General features: G+C 35.9%; 26 protein-coding genes and 1 pseudogene. All 27 read left to right on the top strand.

Translation table 11 applies throughout. The features are described from left to right. The first annotated feature begins 24 nt into the window (after positions 1-24). Positions 25-561: a phosphatase PAP2 family protein gene (locus KE503_RS11370; RefSeq protein WP_212385267.1), complete on the top strand. Its 537-nt coding sequence runs from the start codon at positions 25-27 to the stop codon at positions 559-561. 143 nt (positions 562-704) lie between these two features. Further along, a complete protein-coding gene (locus KE503_RS11365) occupies positions 705-947 on the top strand; it encodes a DUF6465 family protein (RefSeq protein ID WP_262568599.1) in 243 nt (80 codons plus the stop codon). 225 nt (positions 948-1,172) lie between these two features. Beyond that, positions 1,173-2,537, top strand: a complete 1,365-nt coding sequence (locus KE503_RS11360; RefSeq protein ID WP_022375685.1) for an MATE family efflux transporter — start codon at positions 1,173-1,175, stop codon at positions 2,535-2,537. A 38-nt stretch (positions 2,538-2,575) separates the two neighbouring features. Next, a complete protein-coding gene (gene selD / locus KE503_RS11355; RefSeq protein ID WP_147604450.1) occupies positions 2,576-3,613 on the top strand; it encodes a selenide, water dikinase SelD in 1,038 nt (345 codons plus the stop codon). A gap of 101 nt (positions 3,614-3,714) precedes the next feature. After that, positions 3,715-4,674 (top strand): GTP 3',8-cyclase MoaA, encoded by a 960-nt coding sequence (gene moaA / locus KE503_RS11350; protein ID WP_147604451.1) that lies wholly within the window; start codon positions 3,715-3,717, stop codon positions 4,672-4,674. A 5-nt stretch (positions 4,675-4,679) separates the two neighbouring features. After that, a complete protein-coding gene (moaC, locus tag KE503_RS11345) occupies positions 4,680-5,162 on the top strand; it encodes a cyclic pyranopterin monophosphate synthase MoaC (RefSeq protein WP_212385266.1) in 483 nt (160 codons plus the stop codon). After that, on the top strand, positions 5,147-6,085 hold the full coding sequence (locus tag KE503_RS11340) for an MOSC domain-containing protein (RefSeq protein WP_212385265.1): 939 nt from the start codon (positions 5,147-5,149) through the stop codon (positions 6,083-6,085). Before moaC ends, KE503_RS11340 begins: the two co-directional genes overlap by 16 nt. Before the next feature lie 15 nt (positions 6,086-6,100). After that, positions 6,101-6,775: a molybdate ABC transporter permease subunit gene (gene modB / locus KE503_RS11335; protein WP_212385264.1), complete on the top strand. Its 675-nt coding sequence runs from the start codon at positions 6,101-6,103 to the stop codon at positions 6,773-6,775. A 10-nt stretch (positions 6,776-6,785) separates the two neighbouring features. After that, the gene (locus KE503_RS11330; RefSeq protein ID WP_212385263.1) at positions 6,786-7,442 is read left to right on the top strand and encodes a sulfate/molybdate ABC transporter ATP-binding protein; all 657 of its coding nucleotides are present in this window, start codon (positions 6,786-6,788) and stop codon (positions 7,440-7,442) included. A 56-nt stretch (positions 7,443-7,498) separates the two neighbouring features. Beyond that, positions 7,499-8,311 carry a molybdate ABC transporter substrate-binding protein gene (gene modA, locus KE503_RS11325; RefSeq protein ID WP_212385262.1) on the top strand — a complete coding sequence of 271 codons (813 nt, stop codon included), beginning with the start codon at positions 7,499-7,501 and terminating at the stop codon, positions 8,309-8,311. Positions 8,312-8,331: 20 nt separating this feature from the next. After that, complete coding sequence (locus KE503_RS11320; protein ID WP_212385261.1) at positions 8,332-9,366, top strand: molybdopterin-binding protein; 1,035 nt, start codon at positions 8,332-8,334, stop codon at positions 9,364-9,366. 2 nt (positions 9,367-9,368) lie between these two features. Further along, positions 9,369-9,728, top strand: a complete 360-nt coding sequence (locus KE503_RS11315) for a winged helix-turn-helix domain-containing protein (RefSeq protein WP_212385260.1) — start codon at positions 9,369-9,371, stop codon at positions 9,726-9,728. Positions 9,729-9,734: 6 nt separating this feature from the next. Continuing rightward, a complete protein-coding gene (locus tag KE503_RS11310) occupies positions 9,735-9,971 on the top strand; it encodes a DUF3343 domain-containing protein (protein ID WP_212385259.1) in 237 nt (78 codons plus the stop codon). An 18-nt stretch (positions 9,972-9,989) separates the two neighbouring features. After that, complete coding sequence (yedF, locus tag KE503_RS11305; protein WP_212385258.1) at positions 9,990-10,595, top strand: sulfurtransferase-like selenium metabolism protein YedF; 606 nt, start codon at positions 9,990-9,992, stop codon at positions 10,593-10,595. 3 nt (positions 10,596-10,598) lie between these two features. After that, positions 10,599-11,405, top strand: a pseudogene (gene yqeB, locus KE503_RS15000) (selenium-dependent molybdenum cofactor biosynthesis protein YqeB); the annotation flags it as partial. A gap of 72 nt (positions 11,406-11,477) precedes the next feature. Next, on the top strand, positions 11,478-12,596 hold the full coding sequence (locus KE503_RS14995; protein ID WP_334300460.1) for an aminotransferase class V-fold PLP-dependent enzyme: 1,119 nt from the start codon (positions 11,478-11,480) through the stop codon (positions 12,594-12,596). A gap of 9 nt (positions 12,597-12,605) precedes the next feature. Beyond that, positions 12,606-14,024, top strand: coding sequence for a selenium cofactor biosynthesis protein YqeC (gene yqeC, locus KE503_RS11295; protein ID WP_212385256.1), 1,419 nt, complete (start codon positions 12,606-12,608; stop codon positions 14,022-14,024). A gap of 112 nt (positions 14,025-14,136) precedes the next feature. After that, on the top strand, positions 14,137-15,327 hold the full coding sequence (locus tag KE503_RS11290) for a MalY/PatB family protein (protein ID WP_212385255.1): 1,191 nt from the start codon (positions 14,137-14,139) through the stop codon (positions 15,325-15,327). 44 nt (positions 15,328-15,371) lie between these two features. Continuing rightward, the gene (locus tag KE503_RS11285) at positions 15,372-15,797 is read left to right on the top strand and encodes a hypothetical protein (protein WP_249183047.1); all 426 of its coding nucleotides are present in this window, start codon (positions 15,372-15,374) and stop codon (positions 15,795-15,797) included. A gap of 344 nt (positions 15,798-16,141) precedes the next feature. Continuing rightward, complete coding sequence (locus KE503_RS11280) at positions 16,142-16,309, top strand: hypothetical protein (RefSeq protein WP_008392711.1); 168 nt, start codon at positions 16,142-16,144, stop codon at positions 16,307-16,309. A 16-nt stretch (positions 16,310-16,325) separates the two neighbouring features. Next, on the top strand, positions 16,326-17,102 hold the full coding sequence (locus KE503_RS11275; protein ID WP_212385254.1) for a ParA family protein: 777 nt from the start codon (positions 16,326-16,328) through the stop codon (positions 17,100-17,102). Next, entirely contained in the window at positions 17,095-17,982 is an 888-nt protein-coding gene (locus tag KE503_RS11270; protein ID WP_212385253.1) for a ParB/RepB/Spo0J family partition protein, read from the top strand. The genes KE503_RS11275 and KE503_RS11270 overlap by 8 nt, the downstream gene beginning before the upstream one ends. Further along, entirely contained in the window at positions 17,979-19,289 is a 1,311-nt protein-coding gene (locus KE503_RS11265) for a replication initiator protein A (protein WP_173727879.1), read from the top strand. Before KE503_RS11270 ends, KE503_RS11265 begins: the two co-directional genes overlap by 4 nt. 94 nt (positions 19,290-19,383) lie before the next feature. Next, positions 19,384-19,884, top strand: a complete 501-nt coding sequence (locus KE503_RS11260) for a DUF1492 domain-containing protein (protein WP_173727881.1) — start codon at positions 19,384-19,386, stop codon at positions 19,882-19,884. A gap of 2 nt (positions 19,885-19,886) precedes the next feature. Beyond that, positions 19,887-20,843, top strand: coding sequence for a DUF3991 domain-containing protein (locus KE503_RS11255; RefSeq protein WP_173727883.1), 957 nt, complete (start codon positions 19,887-19,889; stop codon positions 20,841-20,843). A 142-nt stretch (positions 20,844-20,985) separates the two neighbouring features. After that, complete coding sequence (srtB, locus tag KE503_RS11250) at positions 20,986-21,672, top strand: class B sortase (protein ID WP_055072521.1); 687 nt, start codon at positions 20,986-20,988, stop codon at positions 21,670-21,672. Continuing rightward, the coding region (locus KE503_RS11245) for a hypothetical protein (protein WP_212385252.1) at positions 21,669-22,173 on the top strand (505 nt) is incomplete at its 3' end. The genes srtB and KE503_RS11245, both read left to right, overlap by 4 nt.

Here is a 22,173-nt window from a genome sequence, read left to right as displayed (position 1 = left end):
AAAGAAAGGCAGAATTAAATCATTATGGGATTTGAATTTCAGATGTTAGACGGACTTCAGACGATCCATACTTCATTCCTAGATACATTTATGACATCAATCACCAAACTTGGAGATGCAGGAATCGTGTGGATCATTTTGACAGTTATTTTATTACTGATACCAAAAACAAGAAAAGCAGGAGGATACATGGCAGTGGCATTGATCGCTGATCTGATCATTTGCAATGTGATCATAAAACCGATCGTTGCAAGACCAAGGCCTTATAGTATCAATAAAACGGTACAGTTACTGGTTACACCATTGAAGGATTATTCTTTTCCATCCGGTCATACCGCAGCATCGTTTGCATCAGTCAGTGCACTTTATTTTGCAGGAAAAAAGAAAGTGGCAGCAGGGGCTTTGATATTATCTATTTTCATCGCTTTTTCAAGATTGTATTTATATGTTCATTACCCAACGGATGTTTTAGGTGGATTGATCATTGGATTATTATGTGGATGGATCGCAGATGTGATCATTAAAAAGATTGCAGAAAGAAAAGCAAAAGTAAAGGCATAGATTTTGTACTAAATCAGATTCAAGTTGAATAAATTGGAATTAAAGTATATAATAGCTTTATAAACGGTATGGAAAATACAATATACATATTGTTTATAAAATCTGATAATAATCACATCAAGAGTTAACATAAAGATCAGACAATTAAAAAGAAGGAGAGCATTATGAAAACAAAAATCGAAGTGCAGTTTCAGGAACGTAATGTGGATGTAAAAGACACAGAGAAACTTGTTAAAGAAGATTTAAAAGCAAGTGGTGTTAAAATGAACACAATTGCAAACTTAGATATTTACTATCAACCTGCGCAAGGTGATATCTATTACGTTGCAACAACAAAAGACGGCAAAGAGATCAGTAACGAAGAAGCATTAAAGATCGAAGAATAAACTACATATTCATAATACATGCCAAAAAATTAAATTCTAATTATAAAAGTAAAAACCATTTAATAAATCTTGCAAAGATGAATTTGCGGATGATTCTATTAAGTGGTTTTTATTTTTTAATTTTTGGAGATACTAAATGAAATACAGACATTTAACACGTGCTTGACAAGCAGACAAAGCTTCTATATTCTATTATGAGGAAATGAAAAGAACAGGAGAAAAAGATTGAATGATTTAAATATTAACTGGAAAGATTTTTATAAAAATGTATTTTCACTGGTTGTTCCGATGGCATTACAAAATCTGATCAATGTCGGTGTTACTGCAGCCGATGTTGTAATGCTTGGAAAAGTCAGTGAAAAAGTATTATCAGGAGCTTCCCTTGCAGGTCAGATTCAGTATATCATGGTATTGTTCTTATTTGGATTGACGTCAGGTGCAACTGTTCTTACCGCGCAATACTGGGGAAAAGGTGATAAAACAACGATTGAAAAGATTCTTGCCTTAGGGATCAGATCCGCAGTGATCGTAACGGCAATTTTTACAGTGGCAGCCTTTGCAATTCCAGCATCCCTAATGAGAATCTTTACAAATGATCCACAGGTGATCGCAGAAGGAGTCAAATATTTAAGAATTGTAGCATGCTCTTATATTATCATGGGAATTACCAATGTATACTTATATGTTATGAGAAGCATTGAACGAGTGATCGTAGCGACAGTCGTCTATCTTGTATCATTTTTATGTAATGTGATCTTTAATGCAATTTTTATTTTTGGATTATTCGGATTTCCAGCATTAGGAATCCGAGGAGCAGCCATTGCAACATTGATCGCAAGGATCGTAGAATTGATTTTGGTCTGTGGTTATGCAAAGATTTATAATAAAGATGTAAAATTCAGAGTTCATTATTTTCTACATCAGGACAAATTGTTAGTGAAAGACTTTTTAGTCTATTCCCTGCCAGTTGTTTTAAATGAAGTGATGTGGGGACTTGGAACATCAGCAAATACAGCTGTTCTTGGACATATGGGTAGTTCTGCAGTTGCAGCCAATTCTGTGGCACAGGTGGCAAGACAGTTAGCAACCGTCGTATCCTTTGGATTATCCAGTGCAACAGCAATCTATCTTGGTAAGACGATCGGAGAGAAGAAATTTGATCATGCCAGAGCTTATGCGAAACGATTTATTATTTTAAGTGTGGTTATGGGAGTAATTGGCGGGGCATTGATCTTAATTGCTTCCCCAGTTGTGATTTCTTTCTTATCACTAAGTGCAGCTGCAAGATATTATCTGAAGATGATGTTTTACGTGATGTCTTATTTTGTGATCGCACAGGCATTTAATACAACAATGGTTGTTGGAATCTTCCGCTCTGGAGGCGATACAAAGTTTGGCCTGATCATGGATGTATCAACGATGTGGGGATGCTCCATTTTGTTAGGTGCATTGGCAGCATTTGTATTTCATTGGAGTGTACCGGCAGTTTATGTCTTATTGATGAGTGATGAATTGATCAAAGTGCCGATCACATCGATCAGGTATCGTAGTTTTAAATGGTTAAAAGATGTGACAAGAGATAACGTTTAAGAGGTATTGAAAGAGATATTTAAGGGAGGAAAATTTCTATGGAAACAGAAGTAAAATTAACGAAACTTGCCCAGTGTGCAGGATGTGGGGCAAAGGTCGGAGCTGGAACTCTGGCAAAGTTATTAGATGGAATTCCAACAAGATCGGATGAACGATTACTGGTTGGATTCGACAAAAGCGATGATGCTTCTGTCTATAAAATTGATGATAATACAGCACTTGTTCAGACTCTGGATTTCTTTCCACCGATCGTTGATGATCCGGAAATGTTTGGGGAAATCGCAGCGGTCAATGCGATCAGTGATATCTATGCGATGGGAGCTGATCCCAAATTGGCTTTAAATATCATGTGTGTCACAAAAGATATGCCAAAGGACAGTATACAGGCAATTTTACGCGGGGGTTATAAGAAAGCATATGAAGCAGGAGTGATCATCACAGGTGGTCATACAATTCATGATCAGGAACCAAAGTATGGTTTATCCGTTTCAGGATTTGTGCATCCAAAGAAATTTCTGACAAACAGCGGTGCAAAACCTGGAGATGTCTTGATTCTTACGAAACCATTAGGAGTCGGGATCCTAACAACATCCGCCAAAGCAGAATTTATCGATCAGAAAGTGATGGATAAGATTTATGATCAGATGAGACAATTAAATAAATATGCCAGAGATATCATGGTAAAATACGATGTTCACAGTTGTACGGATGTGACTGGATTTGGTTTGCTCGGACATGGGTATGAGATGGCACAGGGAAGTAATGTGACGATCCATTTTATGACAGAAGAGATTCCATATCACAAAGAAGCATTAGAGATGGCAGATCTTGGAATGATCCCGGAAGGAGCCTATCGAAACCGCAAATATGCAAGTGCAGGAGTCTCAAAAGCAAAAGAAATCAAGAGGGCCATGGAAGATATTTTATACGATCCACAGACATCCGGAGGACTGATGATCGCAGTCGATGAAAAAGATGCAAAAAATTTATTAAAAGATTTACAGAATACGATCCCATGTGCTAAAATAATTGGGTATGTAGAAGATAAAGAAGAGAAATCAATTATATTAGAATAGAACATAAAACAGACAGGAAGGATCTTAAGATGAAGAAAGATTGTCCTGTCTGATTTTGAGCAATCGTTATTCTCATTTGAGAATAACGACAGGAGAGAAGAATGAAAGATCAATTTCAAAGAACGATTGATTATGCCAGAATATCGATCACGGACCGCTGCAATCTATATTGTACCTACTGCCGCCCAGATCATGAGGAAAAGTTATCTCATAAGGATATTTTAAGATATGAAGAAATCCTAAGATTATGTAAGATTCTTACTAAGCTTGGAATTGACAAATTTAAGATCACAGGTGGAGAACCATTGGTACGAAAAGGCTGCGCAGATTTTATTTATGAATTAAAAAAGATGAATAAGGTAAGTAAAGTTACATTAACAACAAATGCAATTTTTTTATCAAGAGATTTGGATAAATTAACAGAAGCAGGAATTGACGGGATCAACGTAAGTCTTGATTTTATGGATTATGAAAAATATAAAAATATCACAGGATATGATGGCTATGAAAAGGTTATGAAAGCTATCAAAGAAGCAGCTTATATGGGATTGAACGTAAAGATCAATACCGTACTGACAGAACAGACAACGATGGAGGATATCCAGAAATTTATAGACTATATAAAATATCATAAAATTTGTATCCGATTCATCGAACAAATGCCACTTGGAAACAAACAGATCACATCATCTTTGTCACGAGATGAGATCAGAAAGAATCTAAAAGATCAAGGAATTAGATTTCATAAAGTAGAACAAAAAATCGGAAATGGTCCGGCAGTTTATGAAACAATGGAAGGTTATAAAGGAATGATCGGATGGATCGAAGCATTGCATGGAAAGTTTTGTGACAGATGCAATCGTATTCGCCTGACATCGACTGGAGGAGTTAAACCATGTCTTTATTACCAAGAAGCAGGGAATATCAGAAAACTATTAAGAAATGGAAGTTCTGACGAAGAAATCAAAAAGGTGTTAGAAGAGATCATTTACAAAAAACCACAGGCACATCATTTTGAAGACAAGCCGTCAGACAGTAAGATGTATACAATTGGAGGATAATATCAATGGGAGAATTTTCACATTTTGACCAGCATGGAAATGCAGTTATGGTCGATGTAACAGAAAAAAAAGAAACAACAAGAACTGCGATCGCACAGGGAAAGATCAAAGTCAATGATGAAATCTTTGCGAAAGTCAAAGAAGGAAGTATGGCAAAAGGGGATGTCTTGGGAACCGCAAGGGTCGCTGGGATCATGGCAGCAAAGAAAACCTTTGAACTGATTCCAATGTGTCATCTTTTAATGCTTACAAAATGTAAAGTAGATTTTGAAATGTTAGAAGAAACCAAAGAGATCAAAGCAGTCTGTCTGGTAAAAACAACAGGGAAAACAGGCGTTGAGATGGAAGCTTTGACAGGAGTTCAGATTGCATTATTAACGATTTATGATATGTGTAAGGCAATCGATAAACATATGGTCATGTTAGATATTCATTTAGTGGAAAAAACAGGTGGAAAGAGTGGTGATTTTACATGGAAGGAATCATAAAAGCGGTTTGTATCAGTGAAAAACGTGGAACGGTAAAGAAAAATATCAATGAAGTGAAAGTCATCAAAGACTTTGGATTAGAAGGAGATGCACATGCAGGGAAATGGCACCGACAGGTCAGTTTTTTAAGTGCGGATATCGTAGATGAATTTAATGAAAAAGGAGCATCTGTGATCGAAGGTGATTTTGGAGAAAATGTGCTTGTTTATGGGATTGATTTTAAGAAATTACCAGTTGGAACAAAATTGATCTGCAATGATGTAAAGTTTGAAGTTACTCAGATTGGAAAAGAGTGCCACAGTCACTGTGAGATTTACAAACGTGTGGGAGACTGCATTATGCCAAGAGAAGGAATTTTTGCAAAAGTGTTAGAAGGTGGAATGATCAAAGTTGGAGATAAGATTAAAGTTATTTATCCAGACAAAGATATGCCATATCAGGCTGCAGTCATCACATTAAGTGATAAAGGATCCAGAGGAGAACGAGTAGACACAAGTGGTCCAAAAGCAAGTGAGATTTTAAGAGAACATGGATTTGAGATCATAGAAGAAATCCTTCTTCCAGATGAGATGGCACAGATCAAAAAAGAATTGATCCGTTTAAGTGACAGTCGTCAGGTTGATCTGATCATTACAACTGGAGGAACAGGACTTTCCCCAAGAGATTGTACACCAGAAGCAACTTTAGCCGTGGCTGACAGAAATGTACCTGGAATCGCAGAGGCAATACGTGCAGGGTCTATGACGATCACAAAACGAGCCATGTTATCAAGAGGGGTCAGTGTCACAAGAAAGAAAACACTGATCATCAATCTTCCGGGTAGCAAAAAGGCAGTCGAAGAGAGTCTTTCCTTTATTATTGACCAGCTGCCACACGGATTAGATACATTAAGAGGAAATACACAGGATTGTGGAAGAAACTAAGAGAGGAGATAATCTATGGATACATCACCGATCATTATATCGATGAAAACAGCAATCGTTGCCATTGTATTTACATTTATTCTAGGATTGTTTGCTGCTCGATGGATCTTATATCGTAAATCTGAAGCGGCAAAGATCTTCTGGGATGGAATTTTTACGATGCCGTTAGTATTACCGCCAACGGTTGCAGGATTTTTCCTGCTTGTATTTTTTGGCTCTTATGGTCCAGTTGGAAAGCTGTTTGAAGATTATCTAGGGATCAGGATCGCATTTTCATGGGGAGCGACGATCCTTGCGGCAGTTGTGATGTCATTTCCGCTAATGTATCGTTCGGCAAGAGGTGCCTTAGAACAGATTGACGATGATCTGATCTTTGCGGCAAGAACGCTTGGAATGAGTGAGTGGAGCATTTTTTTCAGAGTTATGATTCCAAACGCATTGCCGGGAATCATTTCCGGTGGAGTTCTTGCATTTGCCAGAGGGCTTGGAGAATTCGGAGCAACAGCAATGATCGCAGGAAATATTCCAGGAAGAACAAGAACTTTGCCGCTTGCAGTATACTCTGAAGTTGCAGCAGGAAATATGGATGCAGCCTATCAGTATGTATTAGTGATCGTAGTCATTTGTTTTGCAATTGTAGCCGCTATGAATATTTACCTGATCATAGAAAAGAAAAAGCAGGAAGCATAAGGAGAGATTTATGAGTCTTGAAGTAAAGATTAAAAAGAAATTAAAAGAGTTCACATTAGAGTCAGAACTTCATGTAGAAACAGGTTGTACAGGACTTATGGGACCTTCTGGAAGCGGAAAAAGTATTACATTAAAATGTATCGCAGGTGTTCAAACAGCCGACAGAGGAAGAATTGTATTGGATGGAAGGGTACTCTACGATTCAGAGAAGAAGATCAATCTACCGCCACAAAAGAGAAAAATCGGATATTTATTTCAGGGATATGCATTGTTTCCTAATATGACAATTGAAGAAAACATCAAAACAGGATTAAAAGCAAAAAAGCTTCCGAAAGATGAAATAGAACAAAAGACAAATGATATGATGAAACGGTTTCATATCGAAGAATTAGCAAAACGATATCCAAGACAGATTTCAGGAGGACAAAAACAAAGGACGGCATTAGCAAGAATGCTTGTCTGTGAGCCAGAAGTCATTTTAATGGATGAACCATTTTCGGCGTTAGATGAATATTTAAGGGAACAGATGCAGGATGAATTATCGAATATGCTTGAAATATTAGACAAACCAGCAATTCTGGTAAGTCATAGCAGCAAAGAAGTAGAAAATCTATGTGACAAAAAATACCATATTCAAAGAGGGCATATGGAAGAAGTCACGTTATAAAACAAGGTAACGATAAAAATTTACATAACATTTTTAAGAAAGTGAGGAAGTTACAAATGAAAAAGAAATTTTTAGCAGTGTTATTAGCAGGAGCCATGGTTCTTGGAGTAACAGCATGTGCAAGCAGTAAGGACAGCTCTAAATCCACAACTGAGGCAGCAAAGAAAGAGGAGAAAACAACATTAACACTTGCAGCCGCAGCGAGCCTTGAAAAATGCTACACAGAAGAACTGATCCCAATGTTTGAGAAAGAAAATCCAGACATTAAGGTAGAAGGAAGCTACGACAGTTCAGGAAAATTACAGAGCCAGATCGAAAATGGAATGGCAGCCGATGTATTTATGTCAGCAGCAACGCAGCAGATGAACAACCTTGTCAAAGAAAAATACATCAGCAAAGGTGATGTTGTAGAATTATTAGAAAACAAAGTTGTACTGATCGTTCCTAAAAAAGGTGATGCAAAAGTTTCATCCTTTAAAGATATCACAAAAGCTGATACAATTGCATTAGGAGATCCTAAGAGCGTTCCAGCTGGACAGTATGCACAGGAAATCTTTACAAACTTAAAGAACTGGAATGAAGTAAAAGACAAAGCAAGCTTTGGAACAAACGTAACAGAAGTATTAAACTGGGTAGCAAAAGGAAGTGCTGAGTGTGGTGTTGTATACGCAACAGATGCAGCAAGCAGTAAAGATGTAAAAGTATTAGCTGAGGCACCAGCAGATGCATTAAAGACACCAGTTATTTATCCAGTTGCAGCATTAAAGAAAAGTAAAAACAAAGATGCAGCTGATAAATTCGTAAAATTCTTACAGAGTGAAAAAGCATTAAAAGTCTTCAAATCTTATGGATTTACAATCAATAAATAAGAAATAGAAGGTGAAAAACAATGAAATTAGTGGATACAAAAGATGCTGTGGGAACTGTGTTATGCCACGATATCACACAGATCATCAAGGGCGTTACCAAAGACGCCAGATTCAGAAAAGGGCATGTCGTCAAAGAAGAAGACATTCCTGTGTTGTTATCCCTTGGAAAAGATCATTTATACGTCTGGGAAGCCGGAGACGATATGCTTCATGAAAATGATGCAGCAAGGATTCTTTGTGATCTATGTAAGAACGAAGGTATGAAAGAGTCAGAAGTCAAGGAAGGTAAGATTGAATTATCCGCCGAATATGACGGACTCTTAAAGATCGATAAAGAAAGGTTATTTACCGTCAACTCTTTCGGACAGATGATGATCGCGACAAGATCTGGAAATACTCCAGTCAAAGCAGGGGACAAACTGGCAGGTACAAGAATCATTCCACTGGTCATTGAAAAAGATAAGATGCAGGAAGTCAAAGACAGGGTTGGAGATACGCCAATTCTGTCTCTTCTACCTTATAAAAAGAAAAAAGCCGTGATCTTAGCCACAGGAAATGAAGTATATTATCATAGAATCGAAGATACATTTACCCCGGTTGTGGCAGAAAAGATCAAAGAATACGGTGCAGAAGTGACCAGTACAAAACAGTTGCCAGATGACAATGAACTTTTAACAAAAACAATCTTAGAAGCTATCGAAAATGGGGCAGAAATGGTATTATGTACAGGAGGAATGAGCGTTGATCCAGATGACAAGACACCACTTGCAATTAAGAATACAGGGGCTGATATCATATCTTACGGAGCACCAGTTCTTCCAGGAGCAATGTTTTTACTTGCATATTATAAAAAGAGAGATCAGATAATTCCAATCATGGGACTGCCAGGATGCGTCATGTATTCCAAAAGAACGGTCTTTGACCTTGTTCTCCCAAGAATTATGGCAGATGATAAAGTCACAGCAGAAGAACTGGCTCGTCTTGGAGAAGGTGGATTATGTCTTGGATGCAAGATCTGCACTTATCCAAACTGCGGATTCGGAAAAGGATGGTAGAGATGGGATCGTATTTACCAAAACATTTTGATTTTAGGGTCAGGGTTTTTATGGAAGAACCGGATTTTGGAAAAGGGGTTGCACAGTTATTATCCTTAACAAGAGAGAAAGGCTCGCTATCTGCGGCATATAAATCCATGGGAATGGCGGCAAGCAAGGCATGGAAGATCTTAAACCGTGCCGAAGCAGATCTTGGAGTGAAATTAGTAGAACGAAAATCTGGAGGAAAACAAGGCGGCGGTTCACATCTTACACCAGAAGGTGAGGATATTCTGAATCGTTATGAAAAATTCCAGAAAGAAGTCAAAGAAGCAGCTGAACGTTCTTTTTTGAAAAATTTTGGAGACTTAGGAGAAGTATAAGATATTATGAGAAAAAAAGAACTAAAAACGGTGATCACATTTGAGACAACAACACAGGCAATTGGTATGGAAAGTGCCTGTAAAGAATATCAGATTGATGGAAGATTGATTCCAGTACCAAAAGAGATCACAGCAGGATGTGGAATGGCATGGATGACCTCTTTAGAAAATGAAGAATCTGTGGTACAATTTATGTCAGAACATGAAATTACTCCACAAGGCGTATTTCAGGTAGAAATTTAAACTGGAGGATAATCAAACATGAAACAGATTGATGAAAGAGGAAACGCTTGTCCGATTCCTGTTGTACACACAAAGAAAGCATTAGAATCCATGGATGGAGAGACAAAATTAGTTGTTCTGGTAGACAATGAACCAGCTGTCCAGAATGTCACAAGATTTGCAGAAGGTAAAAACTGTGAAGTCAAAAGTGAAAAGATCTCAGACAATGAATTTAAGATTGAGATCATGGCAGCAAACTATACACCAGCAGATGGGGAAGAAGAAATTGTCTGTGAACCATCCGCAAAGGATGATTTTGTGATCGTTGTATCATCCAATGAGATGGGACAAGGAGAGAAAGCCCTTGGACAGACATTGATCAAAGCATTTTTATTTGCAGTAACAAAACAGGATAAACTTCCATCAAAGGTATTATTTTATAATTCAGGAGCATATCTTACATGCGAAGATTCTGATTCTTTAGAAGATTTAAAAACATTAGAAGCAGAAGGAGTCGAAATATATACTTGCGGAACATGCTTAAATTTCTATGATATTACAGATAAATTAGCGGTTGGTTCTATCACAAATATGTATGATATCGTAGAAATGATGGAAAAAGCAGGAAAAGTGATCAAACCTTGAGGAATGTTTATGAAAGATTTAGTCATTGTAAGAGGTGGTGGCGATATCGCCACAGGGACAATTTATAAATTGGTAAAAAGTGGTTTTCATGTATTGATCTTAGAAATTGCACATCCATCTGCAATTCGTAGAAATGTTGCATTTTCAGAAGCAGTTTATGAAGAAAAGTGGCAGGTTGAGGATATGACCTGCCATCTTGCACATGATATCAAAGAAGCAGAACAGATCATGAAAGCAGGGAATCCGGCATTAATGATCGATGCAAAAGGAGAGATGATCAAACAGTTGCATCCGATCGCAGTTGTTGATGCCATTCTTGCGAAGAAAAATCTTGGTACAACAAGAGATATGGCACCGATCACGATTGCTTTAGGACCTGGATTTACAGCCGGGGAAGATGTCGATGTTGTGATCGAGACGATGCGTGGACACAGGCTTGGAAGGATCATCAAAGAAGGCAGTGCGATTCCGAACACAGGAATTCCAGGAGTGATCAAAGGCTTTGGAAAAGAACGAGTGATCCATTCCCCAGCTAAAGGGATCTTAAGGAATATCTGCCATATTACTGATATGGTCACAAAAGGCCAGTTATTAGCAAAGATTGAGACACCAGAGGGAGAAATCGTTGATGTACCTGCAAGTATGGATGGATTATTACGAGGTTTAATCCGTGATGGATATCCAGTAACAAAAGGATTTAAGATTGCAGATATCGATCCAAGAGCAGAAGAATATGATAACTGTTTTACGATTTCAGATAAAGCCAGATGCATTGCAGGTGGTGTATTAGAAGCATTGTTATATTTGAAAAATGATATTCCAGATCAGCAGGAAGAACAAGAAGTTTCTACACATACTAGTGAAAAACAAGAGTCAGAAACAATTTATGCAGATTACGCAGCAACACATATTACGAAACCAACATGTGTTAAAGAGGCAGTCATAAATGCATTATCTCTTGGTAACAGTGGAAGAGGTGTCAACGAAAGTTCATTAGATGCTGCAAGAAAGATTTACGAAGTTCGTACGAAAGTAGATCAGTTTTTTGATGGATTTGGACCAGAACAAGTTGTATTTACAAGTGGGGTGACAGAAAGCTTAAACACTGCGATCAAAGGATGTTTAAAGAAAGGTGATCATGTGATCACAACCTTTATGGAGCATAATAGCGTTTTGCGCCCATTATATGAGATGGAACAACAAGGTGTCCGTCTAACGATCACTTCACCAGAGGTCAGAGATATCAAACAGGTGATCAATGAAGATACGAAAATGGTTGTGATGACACACGCATCCAATGTAACAGGAGAAGTGTTTGATATCCAAAGCGTTGGAAAGTTGTGTAAGGAAAAAGGAATCCTCTTTGTTGTAGATACAGCCCAAAGTGCAGGAGTGATCCCGATTTCTATGAAGGAAGATCATATCGATGTTTTATGTTTTACCGGACATAAAGGATTGATGGGACCACAGGGAATCGGTGGAATCTGTATTAGAAAAGGTGTAAAGATCCGCCCACTAAAAACAGGTGGAACAGGAATCCTATCTTTTTCTAAGACACAGCCAGAAGTCTTACCGCAGGCATTGGAAGCGGGAACATTAAATAGTATTGGAATCGCAGGACTTGGAGCAGCGATCGATCATATCAATACTTATGGAACCGATAGGATACGCGAACAAGAAAAGAATCTCATTGAAACATTTTATAAGAATATTGGAAAAATTAAAGGAATTAAGATATATCATGAAAATTCTTTCGATTTCATAAAACAGACAGCCATTTGTTCAATCAATCTGGAAGACTATGATTCTGGAAGTGTCAGCGATGAATTGATGGAGCGTTTTCACATCCAGACAAGGTCAGGAGCTCATTGTGCACCGTTGGTACATGAACATTTTGGTACGACAGAGCAGGGAATGGTAAGATTTAGTTTTGGACATAAGACAACGATGGAAGAAATCAACCGGATTATTGATGCAGTAAAGATTCTGGCGGAAGAATAAGAGGAAAATATGATGATCATTGCAGTCGTAGGTTCAGGTGGAAAAACAACGAGAGTTCATAAGCTATCCAGGTATTATAGAAGTCTTGGAAAGAAAGTCTTTGTCACAACGACAACACATATGAAAAAAGAACCAGACACAGTCATTCCGACATGTGCGAAGGATCTTTTAAATCCATTAAGTGAGACAGGATATTGTATGGCAGGGATGCTGACAACAACAAAAGATGCATTAGTACAAAAGATTGGCTCATTACCAAAAGATCTTTATGATCAAGCTGTCGAAGAAGCAGATATTACCCTGATAGAAGCTGACGGTTCCAGAGGAATGCCTGCAAAGATTCCGGCAGATTATGAACCAGTAATTCCAGAAAATACTGATGAGATTCATGTTGTGATCGGAATGTCGGCACTAGGGAAACCAGCAAAAGAAGTTGTCCACAGACTTTCCTTAGCAGATGAAGATTTAGAAATCAAAGATGATACGGTCATTACACCATTTCATTTACAAAAATTACTGAAGAAAGGATATCTAGGACCATTGAGAGAGCAATATAAAGATAAAAAAATCAAAGTATATCCAGGACAGGCAGACACCTTATATCAAAGAGTGATTGCCCGATTTTTACAGGAAGAAAAAGATGTCACACAGATCAAAGAAGACTGGTTTAAGATTCAGCCGAAACTAGTCATCTTCGGAGCAGGACATGTAGCAATCCAGTTGCTTCAGATTGCAAAATTTTTAGATTTCTATACGATTATGATTGATGATAGAGAGGAATTTGCAGATCCGGAGAAGCTTCCACAAGCAGATGAGGTTTATTGCAGGGATTTTCATAATATAGAAGATATTTTGCCAGAACAGGATAACGTATTTTATGTCGTTGTCACACGAGGACACGCAAATGACAGATTATGTGCAGAAACTGTTTTAAGAAGATCATATCTTTATCTTGGAATGATCGGAAGCAAGGGAAAAGTAGCAAAAACTTTTGAGACGATGAAAGAAGAAGGATACAGCAAAGAACAGATCAGCACGATCCATGCACCAATCGGATTAAAAATCGGAGCAAGAACCCCAGAAGAGATCGCGATCAGTATCGCAGCAGAGATGGTTGAGATCAAGAATCAAGAAACAGAAAGTACGATGAGCAAAGAACTTTTTGAAACAAAAGAATCTGGAGTCTTATGTATTATCACAAAGAAATCCGGTTCATCTCCACGAGGTGTTGGAAGTATGATGCTTGTTACAAAAGATGGAATTATTGGAAGTATCGGTGGTGGGAACTTGGAAAAGACAGTTATGGAAGAAGCTATGTCAATCAAAGAAATCATAAAGAAAGAATATGATCTTTCCAATGCCAAGAGTGCAACGCTTGGTATGATCTGTGGTGGTAAAAATGAAATACTATATGTTCCTGTGGAATAGTAAGATATATTACTAGTAAAATTAGCAATAACTGTAGAGTGGTATTTTGTACTTTGTCTACAGTTATTTTTGCTATATAATAGTATAGCAAAACTTAAAAAGGAGTACATAAATGGGAAAATACAACTTTGATGAAGTGATTGACAGACATGGAACAGACTGTCTAAAATATGATTTTGGAATGAAGAGAAAAGGAAGAAATGATTTACTTCCATTATGGGTAGCAGATATGGATTTTCGTCTGCCAGATGAGATTCTTGATGAATTCCACAAAAGAATCGATCATGGAATTTTTGGATATACAGATCCGTTGGATGACTATTTTGATGCGATGAATCACTGGTTTTCCACACGATATGGATATACGATCGATTCAGAATGGGTAACACTTGGTGCAGGAATCGTTTACGCAATAGGAACAAGTGTCAGAGCATTTACCGAAGAAGGCGATACAATGATGGTAATGCAGCCAGTTTACTATCCATTCAGTGAAGTTATCAAAAATGATGGAAGAAAACTGGTAAACTGCCAGCTTCGTTATGAAAACAATCATTATTCCATCGATTTTGAAAAAATGGAACAGATGATCAAAGAAGAAAATGTAAAAGCACTGATCTTCTGTAATCCGCACAACCCAGTCGGAAGAGTCTGGACAAGAGAAGAGATGGAACAAGTGGCAGAAATCTGTCTTAAATATAATGTAGTCTGGATGGTTGATGAGATGCATTGTGATTTCATTTTCCCTGGACATGAGTTTACAAGCTGTATGAATCTGGATGAAAAATATCGCGAGATCATTGCACTTTACAGTTCTCCAGGAAAGACATTTAATGTTGCAGGATTACAGCCAGCCAATATCATTATTCCAAATGAAGAATTAAGAAAGAAATATCAGTGGGCCAATACACAGGCAGCTTACAGTCAGGGAAGCTTAATGGGACAGTTAGCTGTAAAAGTATGCTATACAAAAGGTGCAGAATGGGTTGATGAGCTGGTAGAATATATCTATGAAAATGTGCAATATATGAGTAAGTTTGTAAAAGAAAACTTCCCAAAGGCTACAATGGTACAACCAGAAGGAACTTATCTTGTATGGGTTGATTTTTCTGGATATGGATTTAGTAATGAAGAATTAGAACACTTGATGTTAGAAGAAGCAAAATTATGGCTGGATTCAGGAATTATCTTTGGACCAGAGACAGCACAGTTTGAGCGTTTCAATGTTGCGTGTCCACGAGTGACAGTAAAGCAGGCGTTGACACAATTAAAAGATGCTTTGGATAAACATTTGGCAAAGAAATAAAATGGATATGTGATAGAAAAAAGAATGTGAGGAAAAAATAAGAGATGGATAAACAAAAGAAAAATCTAGGAGCAGTGGCTTTTCTTCCACTGATCGTATTTTTGGTATGTTATGTGGGATGCGGGATTACATTTACTTTGATGGGAGTCGATGATCCATTTGGAAAATTTCCACGTCATGTTGCACTTTTAGCGGGTTGTGCAGTGGCATTGCTTTTAAATCGTGGAATGAATGTACCAGATAAATTAAATATTATGACAACGAACATGGGAAATTCAGGGGTTATGATGATCGTTTTAATTTATCTGATGGCAGGTGGATTTCAAGGAGCAGCAGCGGCAATGGGAGGAAAAGATTCTGTTGTCAATTTATGCCTTCATGTGATTCCAGTAACATTTCTGATTCCAGGAGTGTTTTTAATGTGCTGTTTTATCTCTACATCCGTCGAGATTACAATGGGAACAAATTAGATCAATGCCTGAAAATCCTTGAGTTTACGCTGGTTACTAAGAATTTAATTTATAAGAAAATAGAAGGAAATTCTAGAAAAAAACAGTTTTTACAAGAAATCGACATTTCTGTAGTCCTTGATGATGTTGTTATAGGAACATTGAATCCTGATTTTATAAATAAAAGTAAATCATCAAATAGATGATAAATTATAGGGATACTTTAATTACAAAGTATCTCTATTTTTTTATATAAAATTTATAAAGAAGGGAGAAAATGCAATGAATAACACAGCGATAAGTGCAACCAAAAAGAATACTCATAACATAACATTTCCAAAAAAATAAAAATGGGAGGGCATGAGATGTTAAAAATCAGAATGCAGGGAATGACAAGCGACATTGAATGGTTCCAAAAAATCTTAGAGGAAGATAAAAGAATTAGAGTACTTGGGATTTCAGAACCATTTGCAAACAAAGGAACAAATAAATATTTTCGAGTTTATGCAGAAGTAAATAAAAAAGAAAAGTAGAAAGAGAGGAAATGTTATGTGTAGAGTAATCGCAATCGCCAACCAAAAGGGTGGAGTAGGAAAAACAACAACAGCAATCAATTTAGGAATTGGATTAGTTAGACAAGGAAAAAGAGTATTATTAGTAGACCTCGATCCACAGGGACATTTAACGATAGGTCTTGGATTTTCTAAGAAAGTTCCAGTAACTTTAAAAAATATGTTAGAAAATATTGTCATGGGGATTAAATTTGATCCTAGAGAAGTAATTTTACATCATGAAGAAGGAGTCGATGTAATTCCGTCTAATAAATTACTTTCAGGTTTGGATGTGTCATTGATTATGGCAGAGGATCGAGAAATAATATTAAGAGAATATTTGATGTTGCTCAAAGAAGATTATGATTTTATGATTATAGATTGTATGCCATCTTTAGGAATGTTGACAATCAATGCTCTAACAGCCGCAGATAGTGTATTGATTCCAATGGAGCCAGAATATTATGCAGCAGATGGGTTAATGGAATTGTTAAAGGTTTATAGTGCAATTAAGGCGAAGTTTAATCCAGACCTCAAAATTGAAGGAATTGTCTTTACGTTTGATACTCCAACATTTAATAATTCAAAACGAAATAAAAAAGCAGTCATTAGTACATATGGAGATAAAATCAGAATCTTTAAAGAGTCTATTCCAAGAGCTGTAACGATCGCAGAGACGGCTTCAGAAGGAATTAGTATATTCGCCTATGATGGTGGTGGAAAAGGCGCTCAAAGCTATCAGAAGCTTGTAGAGGGGGTGCTGGATCATGCGTAAACCAAAAAAGGAAATACATTTAACAAGTTATGAAGAATTATTAGGAATTGAAGTTAACCAAGAAAATAGTGTTGATAAAATAACAGAAATACCAATTGATTGTTTATATGACTTTAAGAATCACCCATTTCATGTGATAAATGATGAAAAAATGCAAGAAACTGTGGACAGTATTAAAGAATATGGTGTTTTAAATCCTTGTATTGTCAGACCAAGAGAAGGTGGTGGATATGAAATCATATCGGGACATCGTAGAAAATATGCATGTCAATTGGCAGGAAAGGCTAAAATACCAGCGATTATAAGAAACTATACAGATGATGAAGCCACAATCATTATGGTAGATTCAAATATACAAAGGGAACATGTTCTACCAAGTGAAAAGGCACATGCTTATGCTATGAAGTATGAAGCTCTGAAACATCAAGGAGTCAAAGGAAGAAAAAATACAGCAGATATGGTAGGTGAAATGGCAGGAGACAGCAGTAGAACAGTACAAAGATATATCAGATTATCAAAATTAGTTCCAGAATTATTAAAGTATGTAGATAATGGAGAGTTACAAGTGGTTTCTGCGGAACAGCTTGCAGGATTAACAGAGGAACAACAGAAAATTGTATTGGATGTAATCGAATATTTGCTAATATTCCCGAATAGACAATTAGCAACGAAGATTAAAGAACTAAGTCAGGCTGGAAATTTGAAGAAAGAAACTCTTTATGAACTTTTTGCTCAAAGAAATGAGACAAGAGTGAATGTAACAATATCATCAAAGCGAATTAAAAATTATTTTCCAGAAGAATATACAAAGGAGCAGATGGAATCTGTTATTTACGAATTACTAGAAGAATGGAGTCATAAGAAAGGAATTGTACAATGAATGATATAATTTTTGATTATTATCGAGGGGTTGAAGCGGAGCAATATTCGTTTTATAGAATCCCTAAAATGCTGTTTACAGATACTATTTTTCAAGATTTGTCATGTGAAGCAAAGGTACTCTACGGTCTAATGTTAGACCGTATGAGTTTGAGCCTAAAAAATCATTGGATGGATGAAGAAGAAAGAGTCTATATTATTTTTACAGTCAATAATATTTGTGATCTTATGAATTGTGGAACACAAAAAGCGGTGCGATTACTAAAAGAGTTAGATGTCAAAACAGGAATCGGATTGATCGAAAAGAAAAGATTAGGCTTAGGAAAACCAAATGTTATTTATGTAAAGAATTTTATGATTAAAGATGAGGAGGGAGAAAAACAACAGACAGAACAGAGGCAGTCAAGAATTGTGGAAATTGAAGAACTACAGGATAAGAGACAGAAGTTCTTGAATGATGAAAATCACAATTCAGGAATAGTGAAAATCATAAATCAGGAAAATGCAGAATCAGAAGTACAGAATAGTGAAAATCACAATTCAGGAATGATGAAAATGGAAAATCAGGCGGTATCTGAAACACAACTCAAGAATAGTGAAAATCACAATTCAGGGAGAAGAAATTTGGAAAATCTATCAGATTTTGAATTAAAATTCAAGGAATTTTGTAAGATTCAAGAGAAAATAATAAAAGAAAAGGAAGCAATAGCTTCGGAAGCAAAATTTAAGAATAGTGAAAATCACAATTCAGGAGTTGCGAAAATCACAAATCCGGAATTTTTAAAATCACAATTCAAGAATGATGAAAATCATAATTCAGAAGTTGTGAAAAACAATATTCTGGAGTTCTCAAAATCACAATCAAATAAGACTGATATAAATAAAACTGATAATAATCAATCTATCTTATCAAAAAACATAGATTTATCAGAAGACGAGATGGATAAGATAGACCATTGCAGAAAAATTGTAAAGGAGCAGATATCATATACAGCGTTTGAACAAAACAAATTTTATCGCATAGAGTTAGTGGATGAGCTGGTAGAACTAATGACAGAAATATTCATGATGCCCGATGAATCATTCGAAAGAGTGAACGGCACAGAAAAATCTATAGCGGTTATTAAGAGTCGATTTTGTAAGATAAATCAATTGCATATTGAATATGTGTTGGATAGTATGCAGAAGAATCAGACGAATATTGGAAATATTAAGGCATATTTGCTGACAGCTCTTTATAATTCAACAATTACGATGGACAGTTATTATCAAGCAAGAGTGAATTATGATTTAAGAGAAAATTTTTAAAATAACATAACAATTACATAAAGAATGATTAGAAAGCTGAACAAATAAACCTGTTCAGCTTTCTTTATGCAAAAAAACGGAAGGAGAAGATAAAATGCTGAATCATATTACAACGAATCAATGTCGGATGCTTCTGCAGGAAGCAAATTTTATCAAAAAACAATATCCAAAGAGAATCAAGGAATTCCAAGGAATATTAAAAGAAGATCGATCACTGATTGAAATGTCAGTGGATATATCAGCTAAAATTTCTACGAATACAGGAGGACATACAGGAGAGATAAAAGATTTAGAAAATGAAAGAATAAAAAATCAAATCTTAATTCGGAATCTGAAGACAGAAATTTTGTATATGGATAATCGATTACTGCAGATTAAAATCTTAGAAAATATGATGATACGGCTAAAAAATATGCAGGTGCAATGTATTGAACAAACATATTTTGAAAGAAAAAAACCATTGCAGATTTGTCAGAAGCTATATATCAGTCGAAGTGCATATTATCGATATCTGAATAAAGGGATTGAAGAACTTACCAAATTATACAATCAAAATATTGTCAGTGATGCAGAGACAGAGAATGAGGAGAAATAAAGATGAGGTTTACACAAGAACAGATTGATCAGGCAAAGCAGGTTCCCGTAGAACGTATTGCAAAATTCGCAGGTTATACAGTGGTCAAGAAAGGAAGATATTTTTCATTGGCAGAAATGGATTCTTTAATGATCAATACCAGAAAAAATCTGTGGTGGAGATATTCAAATGGAACACATGGAAACAGCATTGACTTTTTGATAGAATTTGCAAATTACAGTTTCCAGCAGGCGGTAAAAGAATGTTTAGAAGTTGCGAACATTGATATCTCTTTTCAACAGGATGAAATAAAGAATTATAGGAAAGATTATGATAATACATCATCAAGAGAGATGAAACTTCCAAAGAGATCAGATAGGTTTCAAAGATTATATGCGTACTTGATGAAGAAAAGAAAATTATCATCGGATACCATTCAATTTTTTATTAGAAAACAATTACTGTATGAAGAAGAAAAATACCATAACATAGTGTTTTTAGGAAGAGATAAGAAAGGAAAAATACAGTATGCAGGAGTACATGGAACATTAGAATTGAATGGGAAAAAAGCATTTCGTGGTGATGTGGAAGGAAATAATAAATCATATGGAGTGAATTTAAGGAATGAAAAATCGACAAAGCTAGTTGTATTAGAAGCAGTGATTGATTTAATGAGTTATTTTGAAATTCAAAATAAAATGAAGGAATCATGTGAAGAAAATCTTCTGGCTCTTGGAATGTTAGCAGATCTTCCACTTGAAACATTTTTGAAGGAAAATCCACAGATCAAAGAAATTATATTTGCTTTAGATCATGATGAAAAAGGACAAGAAGCAACAGAAAAATTAATAAAAAAGTATCAGCAAAGAGGATTTGAAGTGTGTAAATATCAATATCCAGAACAATATAAGGATATAAATGATTACTTAAAATTGGGGTTTCAGGGGCGTAAGATTCCCCTGACAAGAGGGCGTTTGTAATACATTTGGAAGGAACTTCTAAATGTATTACAAAATGCGTATCTTGCCAGTTATGTTGCTAAGCAGAGTGTGTGTATTACAAAATGCGTAAGGAAAGATTGCTTTTCTATGTGAGGAAAGCTGAAAAAGAAAGGAATCAGGAATGAAAAAATGGATATATAATGTGTTGTTTATATTATGTGTTGCAGTTGTTGTGTATGCAGCATTGAAAATCTATAACCAGAAAGAAGAATATAAGAAGGCAGAAACCGAATATGAGCAGCTGCAAAAGAAAGAAAAAAATATAGATTTTGGAGAACTGAAAAAACTTAATAAAGATATTGTTGCATGGATAAAAATTCCAGGAACAAGAATTAATTACCCTATTGTACAAGGAAGTGATGATGAAGAATATTTACATCGGACATTTTTAAAGAAAAGAAATTCTTCAGGAGCCATTTTCTTGGAAGCAAAGTGTAAAAAGGATTTTACATCAGAAAATAATATTATTTATGGACATCACATGAGGAATGGAACGATGTTTGCGGATTTGGTGAAATTACGAGATCAAAGATTTGTTAAAAAGCACGATTTGATTCGATTATATCTTCCAGAAAAAACAATAGATCTTACGATTGTGTCTGCATATGCCGGAAAGGTTCAAAGGATACCGATCGCCTTTAAATCTAAAGAAGCTAAGGAAGAATGGGAAGATGAGATTAAAAATCGAAGTGAGATTATTTCTCGTAAAAAGTTAGAAGTGAGAATTTATACATTTGTAACCTGCAGTTATGAAAGGGAAAACAACAGAACCTATGTATATGCAATCGAAAGGAAGAATACGAAATGAAAGAAAAACAACCATATGAAAAACCAAAGATGACATTTGTAGAAAATCAACCAGAAAGAAGAAAAAGCCTAAAAAAAGAAAAAATTGTACCAGTACGTTTTACAAACTGGCAGTATGAATGTCTGCAAAATGAAGCAAGAGAACATGGCTATGGAGCAAATATATCGGGATACATTAGGAGTCAGGTACTTGTAGATCATACAACACCGCAACTATCGAAAGAAATTAGAAAATGTGAATATCAGATTAATAGAATTGTAAATAACATTAAGCAATGTAAGAATAGCATCTATGTGACAAAAGAAGAACAGAAAATATTACAAGAATACATAGAAAAAATATATATGGCGCAACAACAATGTTATGGAAAATATCATACATATTCCAAAGATAATCAGGAGAAATTGTTAGAACTAGAGAAGAAACTTAAAACGGTAGGATATGAAATTTTTGATATTTTAAATGATATGTTACTTGGAAAAATTACGGTATATCAAAAAG

This window comes from Anaerostipes sp. Marseille-Q3525, from assembly GCF_018223505.1.
GTDB classification, from domain to species: Bacteria; Bacillota; Clostridia; order Lachnospirales; family Lachnospiraceae; genus Anaerostipes; species Anaerostipes amylophilus.
Note: the sequence above shows the minus strand (reverse complement) of the source record. Positions and strands in the feature narration are given on the sequence as shown.